Below are 18,205 nucleotides of genomic sequence, written 5' to 3'. Positions count from 1 at the left end.
GTCGGGTAGGCAGTGGGTAGCGCGGTGGGCCGGTGGGGGTCGGTCGCCAGCCGTGCGGGGGTCCGCAGTCCGATCGACGGCGTACCGGTCCGGATCTCCCGGCCACCGGGAGCCGCCGCGCCGACCCCTCCCGGAGGCTCCATGATCCCGCCCCCGACGCACGGTCCGGAGCTGTCCGGGCCCCTGCTCGCCCGGCTCCGGCTGACCCGTGGCTGGAGCCAGGCCCAGCTCGCCGCCCGGCTCTGCGCCGCCGCCGGGGTGGCCACGCTCAGCCGGCACGAGGTGTCCCGTTGGGAACGGCAGGTACGCCTGCCCGGGGAGTTCTGGCTCGGCTGGCTCGCCGTCGTGCTGGAGGTCTCCCCGCAACGACTGTCCGGGGCGGTCGCGGCGAGCCGACGTACTGACGCGTACCCGGGGACGGAGGGGGGCCGGACCCGGCGGGCGCTGCTGGCCCTGGCCCAGCGGTGGCTGGCCGCTCCGGACGGGTGGCCGCTGCCGTCCGGCCCCTCGACCGGCGACACGTCGATCGTCGGCGCGGCCCCGCGCGGCCCCGGCCCGACGGGGTGGCGGAACGACGCGCACCCCGGGGGCGGCCCGGAAGGGGAGCTGGACGAACCGGGGGGATGGCTGGACGGGCTGCGTCGGCTCGACGACCTGTCGGGCGGCGCGGACCTGGCCGGGCTGGGCGCGTACCGGTTGCGACGGGTGGCCGGGGCGGTCCGTCTGGCCGGCCCGTCCGGGCGGCGGCGACTGCTGCCGGTGCTGGCCGAGGCGGCGCAGCTCGCCGGGTGGCTCGCCGCCGACGCCGGTGACCCGGCCGGTGGGCTGGCCGCGTACCGGCTGGGGTTGCGGGCCGCCGCGGCGGCCGGTGACCGGCTACTGGCCGGGCACGTGCTCGGCTCGGCGAGCCACCTGCTCGCCGGGGTCGGCGACCCGCCCGGCGCGCTGCTGCTGGCCCGCGCCGCGCACGCCGGAGCCGGTCCGGGGGCCCCGGCCGGGCTGCGGGCGGTGCTGCTGCACCGGGCGGCACTGGCCGCCGCGCTCGACGGCCGGCGTTCGGTCGCCGGGCAGGCACTCACCGCCGCCCGACGGGTCGCCGACCGGCAGGACGCCCGCCGGGAACCGCCCTGGCTCTACTGGCTCGACCCGACGGAACTGGCCGCGATGACCGGCCGGACGCTGGCCGTGCTCGGCCGACCGTTGCGCGCCGAGCCGCTGCTGCGCGCCGGCTGCCGCCCCGGGCAGCCGCGCGCCTCAGCGGTCTACGGGGGCTGGCTGGCCCACGCCTGTCTCGATCTCGGCGAGGTCGAACAGGCCTGCGCGGTGGCCGGGGAGGCCCTGCTCGCCGCCGTCCGGGCCGGGTCCGCCCGAGCGGCGGGGCACCTCGCCGAGGTGGGGCGCCGGCTGGCCGCGTACCGGACGGAACCGGCCGTCCGCCGGCACGCGGCGCTGGTCACGGCCGTCCGTCCATACCTTCCCCGGCGCGTCACACCCCCGGTGGTGCGCGGTCGTCGGCGACGACCGGCTAGCGTCGTGACGTGACCCACGCAGCTCCCGTTTCCCCCGTCGACCGTGCCGGCCTGCGACAACGCGTCGACAAGGCGCTGACCGGATTCCTGGCCACCCAGCGTGGCTGGCTGACCGGGGTCGACGAGGCGCTGACGCCGGTCGCCGAGGCGGTCGAGGCGTTCGTGCTGCGGGGCGGCAAGCGGCTGCGGCCGGCGTTCGCCTACTGGGGTTACCGGGGCGCCGGAGGGATCGACTCCGACCAGGTGGTCGCCACCCTCGCCGCGCTGGAGTTCGTCCAGGCCAGCGCGTTGATCCACGACGACCTGATGGACCGGTCGGACACCCGGCGGGGCGAGCCGGCGGTGCACCGGCGGTTCGCCTCCCGGCACCGGGCCGCCGGCTGGAGCGGGGACGCGGAGGGCTTCGGTGACGCCGCCGCGATCCTCCTGGGCGACCTCTGTCTGGTCTGGTCCGACGAGATGCTGCACGGCGCCGGTCTGGACGCGCGGACCCTGGCCCGCGCCCGGCCGGTCTTCGACGAGATGCGCACCGAGGTCACCGTCGGGCAGTACCTGGACGTGCTGACCCAGGCCACCGGGGACACCTCGCTGGAGCGGGCCGGGAAGGTGGCCCGCTACAAGTCGGCCAAGTACACCGTCGAACGGCCGCTGCTGCTCGGTGCCGCGCTGGCCGGGGCGACCGGGGAGGTCCAGGCGGCCTACTCGGCGTACGGGCTGCCGCTGGGCGAGGCGTTCCAGCTCCGCGACGACGTGCTCGGGGTGTTCGGTGACCCGGCGCAGACCGGCAAGCCGGCCGGCGACGACCTGCGCGAGGGGAAGCGGACGTACCTGGTGGCGGCGGCGGTGGCGGGGACCGACGACGCGGGGCGGACGCTGATCGACCGGCACCTCGGCGATTCCGGGCTGGACGAGGCCGGGGTGGCCCGGCTGCGCGAGGTGATCACCACCAGCGGGGCGTTGGCGCGTACCGAGGAGCGGATCGCCGCGCTCACCGACAGCGCGCTGGCCGCGTTGGCCACCGTCGACCTGGAGACCGAGGCCCGACAGGCCTTGGTCGACCTCGCCATCGCCGCCACCCGACGCGCCGACTGACACCCGGGGTCAGGGACGGGGGCGACGGAGGAGGCGGAGCAGGCGGCTGCCCTCCCCGGCGCTGGGGGTGGGCTGCACGCCCCGCCGGCCGAGCCAGATCCACACCGACAGGGTGAGCAGGACCAGCGCGAAGCCGAAGACCAGGTCCTCCACCGGCGCGTACGCCAGCCGGACGCCGATGATCGCCTCGGGGTCGTACCGGACGATGTTCCGGCCGGTCAGGATGCCGTTGGAGACGAGCTGGAAGAACACGATGATCGGGTAGGTGGCCCAGAAGACCGGCCGCAGCAGCAGCCGGGTGCGCAGCACGTACAGGTCGATCACGACCGCGCAGGCCGCGCCGAGCAGGGTGGCGACGGTGTACGTCATGCCCGTTCCGCCCGGCCCGGCGGCACCCGGTCGGCCGGCCGGGTGGACGACGCCCCCGCACCGTCCGCCGCCGTCCGGACCGGTTCGACCGGCGGGCCGGCGGGTTCGTCCCCCGCCGGCCAGCGGTTGACCGCGCGGACCGCCTCGAAGCCGAGGATCGTGCAGACCGGTACGACCACGAAGAAGAGCAGTTCGTCCAGGGGCAGGTCGCCGGGGAGGAGCACGCCGGTGGTCTGCTCCGGGTCGAAGGTCCAGTGCCCGGCGGCGATCGCCGCGAGGTCCCAGAGCGCGAAGACCAGCACCACCGGCACCAGGGTCAGCAGCAGCCGACGCCAACGGCGCAGCACGTTGACCCGGAACACCGGCTCCAGCCAGAGCGCACAGACCAGGCACCCGGCCAGCACCCCCAGGTAGGCGAACTGCCGCACGGTCAGAACCCGAGGGCCTGGGCCCGGCGCTTGACCTCGCGGGCCAGGTCACCGCCGAGGGCCACGGCGGGGGTGCCCGGCAGGGTGTCGTCCGGCTCGTACAGCCAGCGCAGCGCGGCGTCGTCGTCGTAGCCGGCGTCGGCGAGCAGGTTGAGCACACCCGGCAGGTGCTTGAGCACGGTCTGGTTGGCGACCAGGTCGACAGGGATCTTCCGGATGCCGTCCCGGCGGACCGCGACCAGTTCGCGGTCACGGATCATCTGGTGGACCTTGCTGATCGAGACGTCGAGGCGTTCGGCGACGTCGGGCAGGTTCAGCCAGGCGTCGTCGGCGGCGGGACCGGGGCCCGGAACGGCCCGGTCGGCGGGTACGGATTCGCTCACCCGATCACCCTGCCACGTCCTGCCGTCCACCGGCCAACGGGATGGGACGACAGGTGCGCAGAGGTGACGATCCGGCCGCACTGTGGCATCCTGTTCTGCCGCCGCCTCCCGGAGACATAGACTGCCCCCCGATGGACACACAGGTCGCCGACACGTTGCTGGGCTCGCTAATCGAGGGGCGCTACCGCATTCGCGGTCGCGTGGCCCGCGGCGGGATGGCGACCGTGTACACCGCCACGGACGAACGTCTCGAGCGCACGGTCGCCGTCAAGATCATTCATCCCACCCAGGCACCGGACCCCGGTTCACCCCTGGCCGGCTTCGTCGAGCGGTTCACCGACGAGGCCAAGACCATCGCCCGGCTCACCCATCCCAACGTGGTCGCCGTCTACGACCAGGGCACCCACCGGGGTCTGCCGTACCTGGTCATGGAGTACGTACGGGGCCGGACCCTGCGGGACGTGCTGGCCGAACGCCGCCGGCTCAACCCGGACGAGGCACTGGCCATCACCGAGCAGATGCTCGCCGCGATCGGCGCGGCTCACCGGGCCGGTGTGGTGCACCGGGACGTCAAACCGGAGAACGTGCTGGTCGCCGAGGCCCCCACCGGCGGCGCGGCGAACCTGGTCGACAGCGTGGTGAAGGTGGCCGACTTCGGCCTGGCCCGCGCGGTCGAGGCGAGCGGCAGCGAGGACCAGGGCAACCAGCTGATGGCGACCGTCGCGTACGTCGCGCCGGAGCTGGTCACCGACGGGCACGCCGACCCGCGGACCGACGTCTACTCCGCCGGCATCGTGCTGTTCGAGATGCTCACCGGTCGGGTGCCGTACGACGGCGACCGCCCGGTGGACGTCGCCTGGCAGCACGTGGACCGGGACGTACCGGCCCCGTCCACCCTGGTGCCGGGGCTGCCGAAGGCGCTCGACGAACTGGTCGCCCGGGCCACCCGACGCGAGCCGGGGGCCCGTCCGACGGACGCCGGGGCGTTCCTGGCCGAGGTGCAGATGGCCCGGGAGGACCTCGGCAACAACGCGCACACCGCCGTGCTGCGCCGGATCACCGACGACGCCGTTCCGGCCGTCGCCCAGCCCACCATGGCCGTCGCGTCGATCCGGCCCGCCGAGCGTCCCGCCTGGGCCCGGCTGCCCGAGCCGAAGACCGGCCGCCGGTCGCGGGACACCTCCGCGCCGGACCGGCCGCACCGGCGGCGGGCCGCGCCCTCGGCGGACAACCCGTGGACGCGGCTGCGCCGGCAGCTCGCCGAGGCCCCACCGGGCCGGCTGCCGCTGATCGCCGCCGTGCTGGTGGTCGCACTGCTCCTCGCCGGTGGTGGCTGGTGGTTCGGCATCGGGCGGTACACGGTCGCCCCGGAGCTGGTCAGCCTGACCAAGACCGAGGCGGAGGCGCAGGCGTCCCGCGCCGGGCTCTCCGTCACCTACGCCGAGCCGAAGTACGACGCGAAGGTGCCCCGCGACAGCGTCCTGGTCCAGGATCCGGCGTCGGCCGACCGCATCGTCCGGGGCGGCACGGTCACCCTGACCCTCTCCCTCGGACCGGACCGTTTCCCGGTGCCGGACGTGGTGGGCAAGGAGTTCGAACTCGCCGAGGCCGACCTGCGTCACCTGGGCCTGGAGGCGGTCAAGGGCAAGGCGCGCTACGACGACAACCTGCCGGCCGGGGTGGTGCTGGACACCGACCCGAAGGCGGGTGCCGAGGTGAACGTGGGCACCAAGGTCACCGTGGTGCTGAGCCGGGGACGTGCCCCGATCACCGTGCCGAACCTGGTCGGCAAGAACGTCACCGAGGCCCGGGGGGCGCTCCAGCAACTCGGCCTGGTGCCGGTGGAGACCTACCGCGACTCGGACCGCCCGAAGGACGAGGTGATCGGGCAGTCGCCCGCCGACGGCGCCGGCGTGGAGAAGGGCACCGACGTCAAGCTGGAGATCAGCAAGGGGCCGGCCCCGGTGGCCGTACCCCGGGTGGTGGACATGCCCTGCCCACAGGGCAAGCAGGTGCTGGAGAGCCAGGGCTTCCCGGTGGTGGTGCAGTTCAACCCCAACGGCGTGGTCCGCTTCCAGAACCCGGCCGAGAACTCGCAGGTCGCCCCGGGCACCCCGATCACCATCGGGTGCTTCTAGATGGCCGGCACCGACCGGCCCGTCGGCTCGCACACGCCCACGTCGGGAGGGCTGGCGAAGGCGGCTCTGCCGTACGCCGACGCCGCCGGCTCCGAGGTGGTGCAGGTCTACGTCTCCAACTCGCGGGGCTGGGCGCTGCCACCCGGTGACCCGGCCCAGGACGCCCTCTTCTCCGACGGCTGCGCGGCCCGGGACATCCCGGTCTTCATCCACGCGTCGCTGCTGGTCAACCTCGGCTCCCCCACCCCGGCCACGGTGGCCCGGTCGATGGAGACCCTGGACCACGCGCTGCGGCGGGGCCGGGCCATCGGCGCACGGGGGGTGGTGTTCCATGCCGGCAGTTCGGTGGACGCCGCCCACGACGCGGCCGCCATGCGGCAGGTACGCGAGTCGCTGCTGCCGCTGCTGGACGCCGCCGCGGCGGAGGGTGGGCCGATGCTGCTGGTCGAACCGAGCGCCGGGGGCGGCCGGTCACTGGCGTCCCGGGTGGAGCAGCTCGGGCCGTACCTGGACGCGGTGGACCGGCACCCCTGGCTCGGGGTCTGCTTCGACACCTGTCACGCCTGGGCTGCCGGGCACGACCTGGCCGTCGAGGGCGGGATGACCGCGACCCTGGACACGTTGGTGGCCACCGTCGGGGCGGACCGGTTGCGGCTGGTGCACGCCAACGACTCGAAGGACCTCTGCGGCTCGACCCGGGACCGGCACGAGAACATCGGCAAGGGCAGCATCGGCGAGCCGGCGTTCGCCGAGCTGATGGCCCATCCGGCCACCGCCGGCGTGCCGGTCGTCGTGGAGACCCCGACGGAGAAGCACGTCGGCCACGCCGCCGACATCGCCACCCTCCGCCGCCTCCGCCCCTAACCACCCCCTCCCCCGGCACCGCCCTCCCCGCCCGCTGCGCCCTCTCCCCGTCGATCATGGAGTTAGGGCGCCACCCAAAACCGACAATTACCGCATATCACCGACCACAACTCCATGATCGACGGGGAGGGGTGGAGTGAGGGTGGGGTGGGAGCCGGGGGGTGTCGGGAGCTTGGTTTGTTGCGCGGCGGGCGGGTCGGGGTGCCGGGCAGGATCGGGGTCAGCCGGCCAGGATCCGGGTCAGCACGGCGATGGCCCGGTCGATGCCGGCGTCGTCGACGTCCAGGTGGGTGACCAGGCGGGCGGTACGCGGCCCGAGCACCGATATCAGCACCCCCTCCGCACGGGCGGCGGCGGCCAGCGTGTGCGCGTCCAGGGACGACTTGGTCAGGTCCAGTGGCACGATGTTGGTGCGGACCGTGGTGGCGAGCAGCCCGAACGGGGCGATCGCCTCGGCCAGCCGGGCGGCCTTCGCGTGGTCCTCGGCGAGCCTCGGCACGTGGTGGGCCAGCGCGTACCGGCCGGCGGCGGCCAGGACGCCGGCCTGCCGCATGCCACCGCCCATCCGCTTACGCAGGTAACGGGCCCGCTCGATCCGCTCCGCGCTGCCGATCACCAGCGAGCCGACCGGCGCGCCGAGCCCCTTGGAGAGGCAGACCGACAGGGTGTCGAAGAGCGCGCCGTACTCGACCAGGGGCACCCCGTCGGCGACGTGCGCGTGCCAGATCCGGGCACCGTCGCAGTGCAGGGCCACCCCGGCGTCGTCGGCGACCCGGCGCAGCGCGTGCAGGGTGGTCAGCGGCAGCACCTCGCCACCGCTGCGGTTGTGGGTCTGCTCCACGGCGATCGCCCGGGTGGGCACCGCCCAGTAGCCGTCCGGACGGACCATCGCGGCCACCGCGTCCGGGTCGACGTTCCCACCGACCGCCGGCCAGGTCCGCGAGGAGATGCCACCGTACGCCGCCGCCGCGCCGATCTCGTACGTGACCACGTGCGCGTCGGCGTCGCAGAGCAGTTCCTCGCCCGGGGGCACCACCAGTTGCAGGGCGATCTGGTTGGCCATCGAACCGGTCGGGGCGAAGAGCGCCGCCTCGTGTCCGAAGAGCGCGGCGACCTCGGCCTCCAGCGCGTTGACGGACGGGTCCTCGCCGTAGACGTCGTCGCCCACCTCGGCGGCGGCCATCGCCTCCCGCATCCCGCTGGTCGGCCGGGTGACGGTGTCGGACCGCAGGTCGACTGTCATGTCCTCGCCCGCGCCTCTCGCTCGTTGGTCAGGCACTGCATTCTCTTCGGCCGCCGACTGCGGGGCTCGCACACTCACTCCTCGCGTCAGCCACCGTGCTTCCTTCGGCCGCCGACTGCGGGGCTCGCACGCTCACTCCTCGCGTCAGCCACGGAGCATCTCGGCCACCAGGAAGGCCAGTTCCAGCGACTGCTGGGTGTTCAGTCGCGGGTCGCAGGCGGTTTCGTACCGGCCGGGCAGGTCCAGGTCGGCGATGTTCTGCGCGCCGCCGAGGCACTCGGTGACGTCCTCACCGGTCAGCTCGACGTGCAGTCCGCCCGGGTGGGTACCCAGGTTGCGGTGCACCTCGAAGTAGCCGAGCACCTCGTCGACGATCCGGTCGAAGTGCCGGGTCTTGTAGCCGTTGGAGGACTCGTGGGTGTTGCCGTGCATCGGGTCGCACTGCCAGACCACCTTCGCCCCGGCGGCGGCGACCTTGGCGACGATCGGCGGCAACGCGTCCCGGACCTTGTGGTTGCCCATCCGGCTGATCAGGGTGAGCCGGCCGGGGACGTTCTCCGGGTTGAGCTTCTCGCAGAGTTCGAGTGCCTCGTCCGGCGTGGTGGTGGGGCCGAGCTTCACGCCGATCGGGTTGGCGATCCGGGAGATGAAGTCGACGTGTGCGCCGTCGATCTGCCGGGTCCGCTCGCCGATCCAGAGGAAGTGCCCGGAGAGCCCGTAGGCCCGGCTGTCGGAGACCCGGGTCAGCGCCCGGTCGTACTCCAGGGCGAGGGCCTCGTGGGAGCAGTAGAGGGTGACGGTGCGCAGCGCCTCCTCGTCGGTCATCCCGCAGGCCCGGATGAAGGCCAGCGCCCGGTCGATCTCCCGGGCGATCGCCTCGTAGCGCTCGCCGGCCGGGGAGTTCCGGACGAAGCCCTTGTTCCAGTCGTGCACCGCGTGCAGGTCGGCCAGCCCACCGGCCAGGTACGCCCGGAGCATGTTCATCGCCGCGGCGGAGTTCGCGTACGCCCGGATCATGCGCTGCGGGTCGGCGACCCGGGCCTCCGGCGTCGCCTCCAGCGAGTTGATCATGTCGCCCCGGTAGGCCGGCAGGCCACGGGCGTCGGTCGGCAGCGACCGGGGCTTGGTGTACTGCCCGGCGACCCGGGCGACCTTGACCACCGGCAGGGACGCGCCGTAGGTCAGCACGATCGCCATCTGGAGCAGGGTGCGGGCGTTGGCGAGCAGGTGGCTCTCGGTGTTGTCGACGAAGGTCTCCGCGCAGTCGCCGCCCTGGAGCAGGAAGGCCTGCCCCTCGCAGACCAGCGCCAGCCGGTTGCGCAACTGGTCGACCTCGTACGGGGCGACGACCGAGGGGACGGTGTCGAGCACCGTACAGACCTCGGCGACCGCCGCCGGGTCGGGCCACGGCGGTGTCTGGGCGCGCGGAAGGCTCCGCCAGTTGTCCAGACCGAGCGCGGCGTCCTCGGCGGAGTCCACGGTCGGGCGGCTGGTCTGGAGTCCGGGGTTACCGACGGCGGGGTGGGTCAGCTGATGCCACTCATGGCGCATGCCGGAAAGCCTACGGCGACGGCGGCGGTGAATCCTCGCCGAGGGGGCGGGTTCCGGTGTTTGGGAGTTGTCCCGGCGACCCGCCCGCCCGGGGCCGGGGCGGCTGTCCGGCCGCCTCTGGAAGCCCCACGGCGCGGACGACGGGCTCACCTCGTCGGCTGTCGCCGGCGGGAGGGCCGGGGATTCCCTACGGCGCGGAGGAGGGGCTCGGCTCTGCGGGCGGGGCGCCGTCCGGGGCCGGCGGGTCACCCGGAACCTCGTCGGCGATGCACCAGTCGGCCCCGCTGCGGGTCACCGTGAACAGCAGCGCGCGGGTGGTCGACTGCCCGCCGACGGACACCGTCACGGAGGTGCTGACCTCCTGCCCGCGCGTGCCGGGCCGGACGTCGGTGACGACCGCGCTCGGGACGGTGAAGTGCGCGGCGAAGTCACCGTTCGGGCTGGTCGCGGCGGCGTCGAAGGACGCGTGCGCGGTGGCGCAGAACTGGCTGCGCCCGGCGGCGACGTCCTTCGCCACCATCGCGTCGAGGTACGCCTGCACCCGCTCCCGGGACCGGGTGGCCGCCTCCTCGGCAGGGGCCCGGTCCGGCTCCTCGGCGGGCTCGTCGTCGCCGATCCCGCAGCCGGACAGGGTGACCGTCAGCGCGGCCAGTACCACCGCCAGGGACAGCGTCCCCCGCTTCACCGCCATCGGAGCCTCCTCGCCCGCCGCGTCGAGCCGACCGAGCCGCGAGTCTGTCACATCGACTCCGATGCATAGAGACGTCACCACCCGCTCGGGCGTTCGGCACCCCCGCCCCCGCCGTCGGCCGGAGCACCTGACGGATCAACGATCCACCGCCCCGCCCCGTCGCCACCACCGCCCGCGCGGCTGGCGGGGTCAGGCCGGGTCGGGTCGGCACCAGCCACCCACGACGGCGTCGGGGGTGGGGAGCGGACGGGCCGCCTCCCCACCCCCGACGGGATGGTGCGTCCGGGTCAGCCGAGGCCGCCCTTGATGGCGCCGATCAGCTCACCGTTGCTGGTGTCGCCGGAGAGTTCCCAGAAGAACGCTCCGCCGAGGCCCTGGTTCTTCGCGTACGTCATCTTGCCGCCGATGGTGGCCGGGGTGTCGTAGCTCCACCAGTTGCTGCCGCACTTGGCGTACGCCGTGCCGGCGATGGTGCCGGTCGACGGGCAGCTGTTCTTGAGCACCTTGTAGTCCTCGATGCCCTGCTCGTAGGTGCCCGGGGCCGGGCCGGTGGCGGTGCCGCCCGGGGCGGCCTGGGTGACCCCGGTCCAGCCCCGACCGTAGAAGCCGATGCCGAGCAACAGCTTGTTGGAGGGGATGCCCTTGCTCTTGAGCTTCTGGATCGCGGCGTCGGAGTTGAAGCCCTGCTGCGGGATGCCGGTGTACGAGTACAGCGGCGAGTGCGGGGCGGTCGGTCCCTGGGCGTTGAACGCGCCGAAGTAGTCGTAGGTCATCGCCATGATCCAGTTCAGGTTCCCGGCGGCACCGGCGTAGTCGGTGGCGTCGATCTTGCCGCCGTTGCTGCCGTCAGCGGTGATCGCGGCGGTGACCAGGGCCGAGGAGCCGAACTTCGACCGGAGCGCGGAGACCACGCTCTTGAACGCGTTCGGGCCGCTGGTGTCGCAGGTGAGGCCGCAGGCGTTCGGGTACTCCCAGTCGATGTCGATGCCGTCGAAGACGTCCGCCCAGCGCGGGTCCTCGACCAGGTTGTAGCAGCTCTCGGCGAAGGCGGCCGGGTTCTGCGCGGCCTGGGTGAAGCCGCCGGACCAGGTCCAGCCACCGAAGGACCAGACGACCTTGAGGTGCGGGTACATCTTCTTCAGCTTGCGGAGCTGGTTGAAGCTGCCGCGCAGCGGCTGGTCCCAGGTGTCCGCCACACCGTCCACGCTGTCGGCGGCGGTGTAGGCCTTGTCGTAGTCGGCGTAGCTGTCACCGATCGTGCAGCGACCCCCGGTGGTGTTGCCGAAGGCGTACATGATGTGGGTCAGCTTGGCGGCCGAGCCGCTGGTGTGGATGTTCTTGACGTGGTAGTTCCGGCCGTAGACGCCCCACTGGGCGAAGTAGCCGACGACCTTCTTGTCGCCGGTCGGCGGCGGCGTGGTGGGGGGCGGGGTCGTCGGGGGCGGGGTGGTCGGCGGGGCCGTGGTCGGCGGCGCGGTGGTCGGGGGCGGGGTGCCGCCGCCACACGGTGCGCCGTTGATCGTGCAGTTCAGCGGGGCCCGGTACGCCCCGGTGCCGTTGTAGCCCCAACTGAAGGTGGCACCCGGCGCGACACCGCCGGCCCAGCTCTTCTTCACCGCGACGTACCGGTTGCCGTCGCGGGTGACGTCGGCGTCCCAGGAGCTGCTGACGCTGGTGCCGGAGGGGAGTTCGAACTCGATGCGCCAGGTGCTGACCGCGGCGTCCGAACCGTTGCTGATGGTCACCCGCGTCTCGTGACCGGTGCCCCAGTCCGACGCTTTGGTGAAGGTGGTGGTCACGCTGCCGGCGCCGAAGGCCGAGGTCATCGGGACCGCAGCGACGGTCACGGCGACCACGGCGCTGGCCCAGAGGGCCCGGCGGAGTGATCTTCTCATGCGGCGTCTCCCTAAACAGTTAGGAAACTTTCCAGAAGGGGTGGTTGAGACGCTACTCACGCTGTCATTACTTCGTCAAGATGTGCATGTGTCGATTTCCTTAACGGATCGCCGCCGGTCAGCAGGGGGGCACCGTCGGCACCCGGTCGCGGACGGGGCGTGGACGGGTGGTCACCGGGCGTTCACCGTCCCGGTCGGCCCGGCGCCTGCCGGCGTCCGCCTACGCGGCGGTAACCTCGCCGGCATGAGCGTCTTCGACATCGGGATCAACGCCCTCGCCGGCGGGCCGGCCAACCTCTCCGGGCACCGGGGGCGCGCGCTCCTCGTGGTGAACGTGGCCTCCGACTGCGGCCTCACGCCGCAGTACGCCGGTCTCCAGAAGCTGTACGACGCCTACGCCGGGCGCGGGCTGGTGGTGCTCGGGGTGCCGTGCAACCAGTTCGCCGGGCAGGAGCCGGGCACCGCCGACGAGATCGGCGAGTTCTGCCGTACCTCGTACGGGGTGACCTTCCCGCTGACGGAGAAGGTCGAGGTCAACGGGGCGGGGCGGCACCCGTTGTACGCCCGGCTCACCGAGGCCACGGATGCCGACGGCCACACCGGTGACGTCCGCTGGAACTTCGAGAAGTTCCTCGTCGCGCCGGACGGCACGGTGGCCGCGAGGTTCGCCCCCACGGTCGAGCCGGACGCCCCGGAGTTGCACGCGGCGATCCAGCGGGTCCTGCCGGCGACGGACTGAGCCGGGGCGGCCACCCCTACAGCCCGCCTCGACCGTGTCGAGGGCCCACCCGTTCACACTGCGGACCGACCGCCCGCATTTCGGACGACCGGGAGTGCCATGAAACCGACCAGCCGGCCCATCGGCTACTGGCTACGCCACCTGCACGACCTGATCGAGACACAGTTCGAGACCACCCTCGCCGAGGACCGGCTCGGCCGGCGGCACTGGCAGACCCTGCACCTGCTGCACGAGGGCCCACGCACGACCGCGCAGCTGGCGGAGGCCCTGGCCCCGTTCGGCGCGGACGGTGGCGACACGGTGGACGAGCTGGCCCGACGCGGCTGGGTGACCCGGGGCGAGGACGGGCGGCTCACCCTGAGCACGGTCGGTCGGACCGCGCACACCCAGCTGGCCGCCCGGGTCGAGGCCGCCCGCGACCTGCTGATGCGCGGCCTCACCACCGAGCAGTACGTGGAGACGGTACGGGTGCTCGCGGTGATGGCCGGCAACCTGGAGTCCGCCCGGCCGACAGCCGGGACGCAGAACCGGTAGGGGCGTACCGACGCACCGGGCCCGCCGCGTCGGTACGCGGCGGGCCCGGTGCGGACGAGGTTCCGGTTCAGCCCGCGACGGAGCGGAAGACCGGGTAGTTGCCGCCGGACTGGCCAGCCGCCGTCGGGTGGTACGACACACCGATGTCGAGGACGTTCAGCGCGTGCAGCCACTTGGTGCCGTAGCTGCACAGCTGGTGGCCGACGAAGGCGCTGCGCACGTCGGCGAAGCGGAAGCCGTGCGAGGTGGCGCGGGCGCGGATGATGTCGTCCACCAGGTTGATGCCCTCGTTGATCTTCGCCCGCGCGGTGTCGTTGAGCCCGACGCAGGGGGTGTTCAGCTGGTAGAAGACCGGGTAGCCGACGACCACGACGCGGGCCGAGGGGGACCGGGTCTTGATGCCGTTGTAGACGCCGTCCAGCAGGCGCGGCAGGTCGTTGCGGGCCTTGACGATGGCGGCGTCCACCGCGGCCACGCACTGATTCGTGCCGTAGAGCACGCAGGTGGTCATGATGTTGGCGAAGCCGACGTCGTTACCACCGACCTGGACGCTGACCAGGGTGGTGGTCGAGGTGAGCGCGGAGAGCTGGGTGTTGATGACGCTCGTGGTGGTGGCCCCCGAGCAGGCGACCGACTTGTAGGAGGCCGGCTTGATGTTGGCGGCGTACAGCGCGGGATAGGCGTTGGTGCTGCGCTTACAGCTGCCACTCTCGCTCGTGTAGCTGCCGGCGCCCACGCCGGAGGCGTACGAGTCACCGATGGCCACGTACCGGTCGGTGGCCGCCGCCTGAGCGGGAACGGCCGTCACGAGGGTGGCACCCAGAGCCGCTGTGAGGCTCAGGGCGAGGGTTACCAAGCGGGATCTCCGCACGTCGCACACTCCCGGGGGCTAGGAGAAAGATCAGCAAGAGATAGATATCACTTAATAGCCTCGCCCGGAAGGCCAAATAGGGGTGGACGTCGATATTTTTCAATCTCGAACCCCTAGCCGAAGATCGTCGCCACGCTGAGCAGCCCCGCCCCCGGGACGGTTCGCGCCGCACGGACGGAGCCCGGTCAGCCGGCGACACCCCTACCCACGACGGTGCCGGCACCGACAGACCGACTCTCCTGGTCGGACGGCGATTGTTCCGGGAGGCGAGGCATGACCGGTCCCGGCGACGGGACCGCACGGCCATTGTGGACAGTCCGAAGAGGGTGGTGGACGATCTGTTCGGCCGCGTCGAGAGCGGGTTCCGACCGGCCATCATGATCCAGTCCCTTCGTGCGCAGCGGCCCGATCGGCCCCACGTCACCACCCCTATCAGGAGACAACAGAACGTGATCAACAAGTACGGCGGAAGCTGCGGCACGTGCCGCATGTGGGTCGAGGCCGGAGCCGGCCAGGCGATCAGGGTCGGTAACCGCTGGAGTTCGTACCACCACGGATGCGCTCCGGTGCGGACCGCGCCACCCCGGGGCACCCATGCCGGCTGGCACGACCTGCCGCTGGTCGGCTTCGACCTGGAGGCGACCGTGCCCCAGCCGATGCGGACCCGGATCGTGTCGGCGGCCCTCACCTACGCCGACGGCACCCAGGACACCTGGCTGATCGATCCCGGCGTGCCGATCCCAGCGGACGCCGCCGCCCTGCACGGCATCACCGACGAGATGGTCCGGGCCAACGGTCGGCCGGCGTTCGAGGCACTGGCCGAGATCGGCAGCACCGTGGCGAAGCTGATCGCCGACGGGACGCCGTTGGTCGCCTTCTGCGCGTCCTACGACGTCACCGCCCTGCACACCGAACTCGCCCGGCACGGCCTGCCGTCGATCGCCTGGGACCGGGCCGTCATCGTCGACCCGTCCGTCCTGCACCGGGAGGTGGAGCGGTACTGGTCGGGCGGACGGCAGCTCGGCGACCTCTGCCCCTACTACGAGGTCGAGCCGGGCACCGCCCACGAGGCGGCCAGTGACGCCCGGGCCGCCGTCGACCTGGCCCGGTCCATCGCCGCCCGGCACGAGCGGATCGCCCGGATGCCGGTGGACGAGCTGCACCGGGCGCAGATCGACTGGTACGCCGAACAGGGCCGCGACCTCCAGCGCTACTTCGACCGCACCGGCCAGTCCCGGACGGTCGGCCTGGAGTGGCCCCTGGAGACGGAAGACCGCGACTGACGGTCGCCGCACCACCCCCGCGCACCCGTCGCCCGTGGCCTGTCGTGGACAGTTACCGTCGTGATCGATCGGCAACTGTCCACGGTCGGCGGGCAGTCCCGGCGGGGCCAGGTGAACCGGTCGGGGAGCCGGATGCGGTGGGCGGGCGCCGGCGGCGAGCAGCCGTAGCCGGGAGCCGGCGGCGTCAGTCCCGGTCGTCGAGGCTCCGCTGCTGCACCCAGGACAGGATCTTGGCGTTGAAGTCGGCGGGTTCGCTCGGCAGGGTGTTCACCGCGCCGACGTCCGTGGTCGGGGTGTGGACGGTGCAGGTGCCGGGCTGGCCGGGCGGGCTGACGCACAGGCGCATGCTGTACGACCTCGACGTCGGCCCCTGGTCGGCGATGGCGAGGCGCAGCAGCTCGTGGGTGCAGTCGGTCGACCCCATGGTGGGTGTGCTGCCGTCCCGCAGCGGGCAGGCCATCGGCCTCGCGCCGCACTGTCCCCCGTCGTTGCGGCTCCACACCTGTAGGACCGGCACCCTGAGCGCCCCGGAGGAGACCAGTTGGTCCGGGTCGTTGTCGCCGTTGGTGATGGCGGGGTGCAGACGCCGGGGGAAGATGTCGCGCCACTCGTCGGTGCGTCCGCAGGCGGGATCAGGGTTGGGTCGCTCCTGCGCGAGCGTGTTGATCACTCCCGAGTCGGCGACCAGCCCGGCCGGGGCGAGCCCCTGCAACTGGAGGCCGTAGGAGACGTGGAAGGTGCCGTGCGAACCGGCGCTCGTCCCGTAGAGGAAGTTGTCGTTGGTGCGGTACCGGCTGGTGGTGAACTGGACCGCCGCCTTGGTGCTGAGGAGGCCGTTGGTGGTGCGGTTCCGGCCCTCGGGGGTGACGTTGTTCGGGTCGGGTAGTCCCACCCCGCCGTAGATGTCGCGGTTGCACATGGAGACGGCCAGGAGCCGGTTGTTCGCGCTCGCCGACCTGAGGCGGGCGGTCAGGGCGACCTCGATCAGGCTCTCGCGCTGCTGCTGCGGCGTCTCTTCCCTCATGTGGTTGTCGTCGGGCTGCGGGGTGCCGGAGGGGTCGAAGTAGCCGGTGCCGCCACCGTGCAGGTAGGTCCACAGCGGAGCCGGCTGGGTGGCCGACGATCCGACCCGGGTGCCGATGGTGAAGGTCTGGAAGCCACCGAGCGAGCACTCGTACGCCCGGTTGCGGTAGGTGTCGTACGTCCACCCACCCGTGGTCGTCGACGCGATCACGCTGATCTTCGACACGTCCCCGGGTGTCGACAACGGCGGCGGCGCCGGCACGGCCACCTGACCCGCTGTCGCCGGCGCACCTGACCAGGCGGCCGTCGTCCCCACGGCCGACACGGCCACGGCCATGGCCGCCCACCACAAACGTCGCACTGTCACTCCCATCCATCGGGGACAGACCGTCCGTCCCGGATCAGTGAGCCAGGGGCTGTCGGCGACGGCAAGGACGCGGACCGGGAATTGACCTGACTCTGACAAACGTCGACGGGGCCTCCGAACCTCGCGGCGGAACCCGCACCCGCGCGCGACCGAAGGCCGTGCCCTTGCCCGGCGACGGCGTCCGGCGGGCCGGCCGGACGCCCTCGTCACCGCTCAGTTCACGTAGATGATCGGGGAACCCGGCTGGCTGATGTCGCGCACCGGCGCGTACGTCGCCGAGAAGTAGGCGGCGGCGAAGCAGGTGTTCGGGCCGGAGACCCTGGTGAACGGCTGGTGGGTGAACGCGATCGAGGTCGCGGCCGAGGCGTTCGAGGCGACCCCGGAGATCGTGTTGCCGTTGGCCCGGTAGACGCAGGTGAGCGCGCCGATCGCGTTCTGTAGCGTGACGGTGACCTGAATCGGCGCGGCGTTGGTGCCGCTCACCTTCACCGCCCCCCCGCTGGAGATCGCCGTGGCGAAGGGCAGGTTGTCGACCACGACCTTGCTCGCACCGAAGGTGCCCGGAATGGTGCTGGTGCAACTACCGAAGGTCTGCGCGGTCAGGCTCGCGGTCGCGGTGCCGGGCGCCACCGGATTGGTGCGGATCGAGGCGGTGAACGTCGACTCGGCGCACGACACGCGGGTGGTGGAGGTCAGGCCGGAGTACAGGTTGGCCGTGGTCCCGGCCTTCAGCTTCGCCTGCGCCACATCTCCGACCCGTACGTCCGGGCCGCCGACGCCGGTGTGGGTGAGCACCCCGACGGCTACGGTCGGCGGCGGGTCGGCCGCGGCCGGCGCGGCCAGCCCGAGGGTGGTCAGCAGCGCCGCGACGGCGAGGGCGGCGTGGGTTCCTCCGTGCCTGGGCATGGTGGTTCCTCTCGACGGGTGACGGGTGGTCTCTGATGAGCCGGTCGGAAAGGGCCGGCGCCGGGGACGACGACGGACCGGAGGATCCGGTGGGGGCAGGAAGAGAGCGGTGCCGGCCGCCCGACGAGGTGCCGACACCGGGGCACAGTCGGGCCAACTGCCGTGTCCCGACGTCGGGACACGGTGCAGAATATTTATAGACTTCAATGAAGTGCGGTGTCAACACGCAGAAGTTCCACCCCGCGTCGACGCACAATTCCATTGGCAAACATGGATGCATATAGTGTGCCGAGGTTCAT

The 18,205-nt window shown here is 72.6% G+C and carries 17 protein-coding genes; 7 read left to right on the top strand and 10 right to left on the bottom strand.

The features are described from left to right. The first annotated feature begins 141 nt into the window (after nt 1-141). Nucleotides 142-1,542 (top strand): helix-turn-helix transcriptional regulator, encoded by a 1,401-nt coding sequence (locus AB0F58_RS11195; RefSeq protein WP_357141301.1) that lies wholly within the window; start codon nt 142-144, stop codon nt 1,540-1,542. Next, on the top strand, nt 1,539-2,621 hold the full coding sequence (locus AB0F58_RS11190) for a polyprenyl synthetase family protein (RefSeq protein ID WP_357141297.1): 1,083 nt from the start codon (nt 1,539-1,541) through the stop codon (nt 2,619-2,621). Before AB0F58_RS11195 ends, AB0F58_RS11190 begins: the two co-directional genes overlap by 4 nt. 9 nt (nt 2,622-2,630) lie before the next feature. On the opposite strand, the gene AB0F58_RS11185 is transcribed toward AB0F58_RS11190, so the two are convergent. Genes AB0F58_RS11185 through AB0F58_RS11175 form a run of 3 tightly spaced genes read right to left on the bottom strand, consistent with a single transcriptional unit; the run spans nt 2,631 to nt 3,801 of the window. Further along, nucleotides 2,631-2,990, bottom strand: coding sequence for a lycopene cyclase domain-containing protein (locus AB0F58_RS11185; RefSeq protein ID WP_357141294.1), 360 nt, complete (start codon nt 2,988-2,990; stop codon nt 2,631-2,633). After that, nucleotides 2,987-3,418 (bottom strand): lycopene cyclase domain-containing protein, encoded by a 432-nt coding sequence (locus AB0F58_RS11180; RefSeq protein WP_357141291.1) that lies wholly within the window; start codon nt 3,416-3,418, stop codon nt 2,987-2,989. Before AB0F58_RS11180 ends, AB0F58_RS11185 begins: the two co-directional genes overlap by 4 nt. Before the next feature lie 2 nt (nt 3,419-3,420). After that, nucleotides 3,421-3,801 carry an Rv2175c family DNA-binding protein gene (locus AB0F58_RS11175; protein WP_145816248.1) on the bottom strand — a complete coding sequence of 127 codons (381 nt, stop codon included), beginning with the start codon at nt 3,799-3,801 and terminating at the stop codon, nt 3,421-3,423. Nucleotides 3,802-3,932: 131 nt separating this feature from the next. Between AB0F58_RS11175 and pknB the strand changes: the two genes are divergently transcribed. Both pknB and AB0F58_RS11165 read left to right on the top strand, forming a co-directional pair. Further along, entirely contained in the window at nt 3,933-5,939 is a 2,007-nt protein-coding gene (pknB, locus tag AB0F58_RS11170) for a Stk1 family PASTA domain-containing Ser/Thr kinase (RefSeq protein ID WP_357141288.1), read from the top strand. After that, nucleotides 5,940-6,803: a deoxyribonuclease IV gene (locus tag AB0F58_RS11165; protein WP_357141286.1), complete on the top strand. Its 864-nt coding sequence runs from the start codon at nt 5,940-5,942 to the stop codon at nt 6,801-6,803. It begins immediately after the preceding gene. 220 nt (nt 6,804-7,023) lie between these two features. Here the strand turns inward: AB0F58_RS11165 and AB0F58_RS11160 are convergent, their stop codons facing one another. From AB0F58_RS11160 to AB0F58_RS11145, 4 genes are all read right to left on the bottom strand, one after another. After that, complete coding sequence (locus AB0F58_RS11160) at nt 7,024-8,046, bottom strand: GntG family PLP-dependent aldolase (protein WP_357141284.1); 1,023 nt, start codon at nt 8,044-8,046, stop codon at nt 7,024-7,026. Nucleotides 8,047-8,190: 144 nt separating this feature from the next. Beyond that, nucleotides 8,191-9,597, bottom strand: coding sequence for a class II 3-deoxy-7-phosphoheptulonate synthase (locus AB0F58_RS11155; RefSeq protein WP_357141281.1), 1,407 nt, complete (start codon nt 9,595-9,597; stop codon nt 8,191-8,193). Between the two features lie 187 nt (nt 9,598-9,784). Next, a complete protein-coding gene (locus AB0F58_RS11150; protein ID WP_357141835.1) occupies nt 9,785-10,288 on the bottom strand; it encodes a hypothetical protein in 504 nt (167 codons plus the stop codon). 287 nt (nt 10,289-10,575) lie between these two features. Continuing rightward, on the bottom strand, nt 10,576-12,183 hold the full coding sequence (locus AB0F58_RS11145; RefSeq protein ID WP_357141279.1) for a glycosyl hydrolase family 18 protein: 1,608 nt from the start codon (nt 12,181-12,183) through the stop codon (nt 10,576-10,578). A 244-nt stretch (nt 12,184-12,427) separates the two neighbouring features. Between AB0F58_RS11145 and AB0F58_RS11140 the strand changes: the two genes are divergently transcribed. Further along, nucleotides 12,428-12,922 (top strand): glutathione peroxidase, encoded by a 495-nt coding sequence (locus AB0F58_RS11140; protein WP_357141277.1) that lies wholly within the window; start codon nt 12,428-12,430, stop codon nt 12,920-12,922. A gap of 99 nt (nt 12,923-13,021) precedes the next feature. Next, nucleotides 13,022-13,456 carry a hypothetical protein gene (locus AB0F58_RS11135; protein ID WP_357141275.1) on the top strand — a complete coding sequence of 145 codons (435 nt, stop codon included), beginning with the start codon at nt 13,022-13,024 and terminating at the stop codon, nt 13,454-13,456. 67 nt (nt 13,457-13,523) lie between these two features. Here the strand turns inward: AB0F58_RS11135 and AB0F58_RS11130 are convergent, their stop codons facing one another. Continuing rightward, nucleotides 13,524-14,264, bottom strand: a complete 741-nt coding sequence (locus AB0F58_RS11130) for an SGNH/GDSL hydrolase family protein (RefSeq protein ID WP_357141272.1) — start codon at nt 14,262-14,264, stop codon at nt 13,524-13,526. 629 nt (nt 14,265-14,893) lie between these two features. On the opposite strand from AB0F58_RS11130, the gene AB0F58_RS11125 reads away from it, so the two are divergent. After that, complete coding sequence (locus tag AB0F58_RS11125) at nt 14,894-15,610, top strand: exonuclease domain-containing protein (protein WP_357141269.1); 717 nt, start codon at nt 14,894-14,896, stop codon at nt 15,608-15,610. A 184-nt stretch (nt 15,611-15,794) separates the two neighbouring features. Here AB0F58_RS11125 and AB0F58_RS11120 read toward each other — a convergent pair whose 3' ends face one another. Together AB0F58_RS11120 and AB0F58_RS11115 are read right to left on the bottom strand one after the other, a co-directional pair. Then, nucleotides 15,795-16,859, bottom strand: coding sequence for a hypothetical protein (locus AB0F58_RS11120; RefSeq protein WP_357141267.1), 1,065 nt, complete (start codon nt 16,857-16,859; stop codon nt 15,795-15,797). A gap of 354 nt (nt 16,860-17,213) precedes the next feature. Further along, entirely contained in the window at nt 17,214-17,906 is a 693-nt protein-coding gene (locus AB0F58_RS11115) for a Tat pathway signal sequence domain protein (protein WP_357141264.1), read from the bottom strand. Between the last annotated feature and the right edge of the window lie 299 nt (nt 17,907-18,205).

The organism is Micromonospora sp. NPDC023956, assembly GCF_040639195.1.
Taxonomy (GTDB): Bacteria; Actinomycetota; Actinomycetes; order Mycobacteriales; family Micromonosporaceae; genus Micromonospora.
Note: the sequence above shows the minus strand (reverse complement) of the source record. Positions and strands in the feature narration are given on the sequence as shown.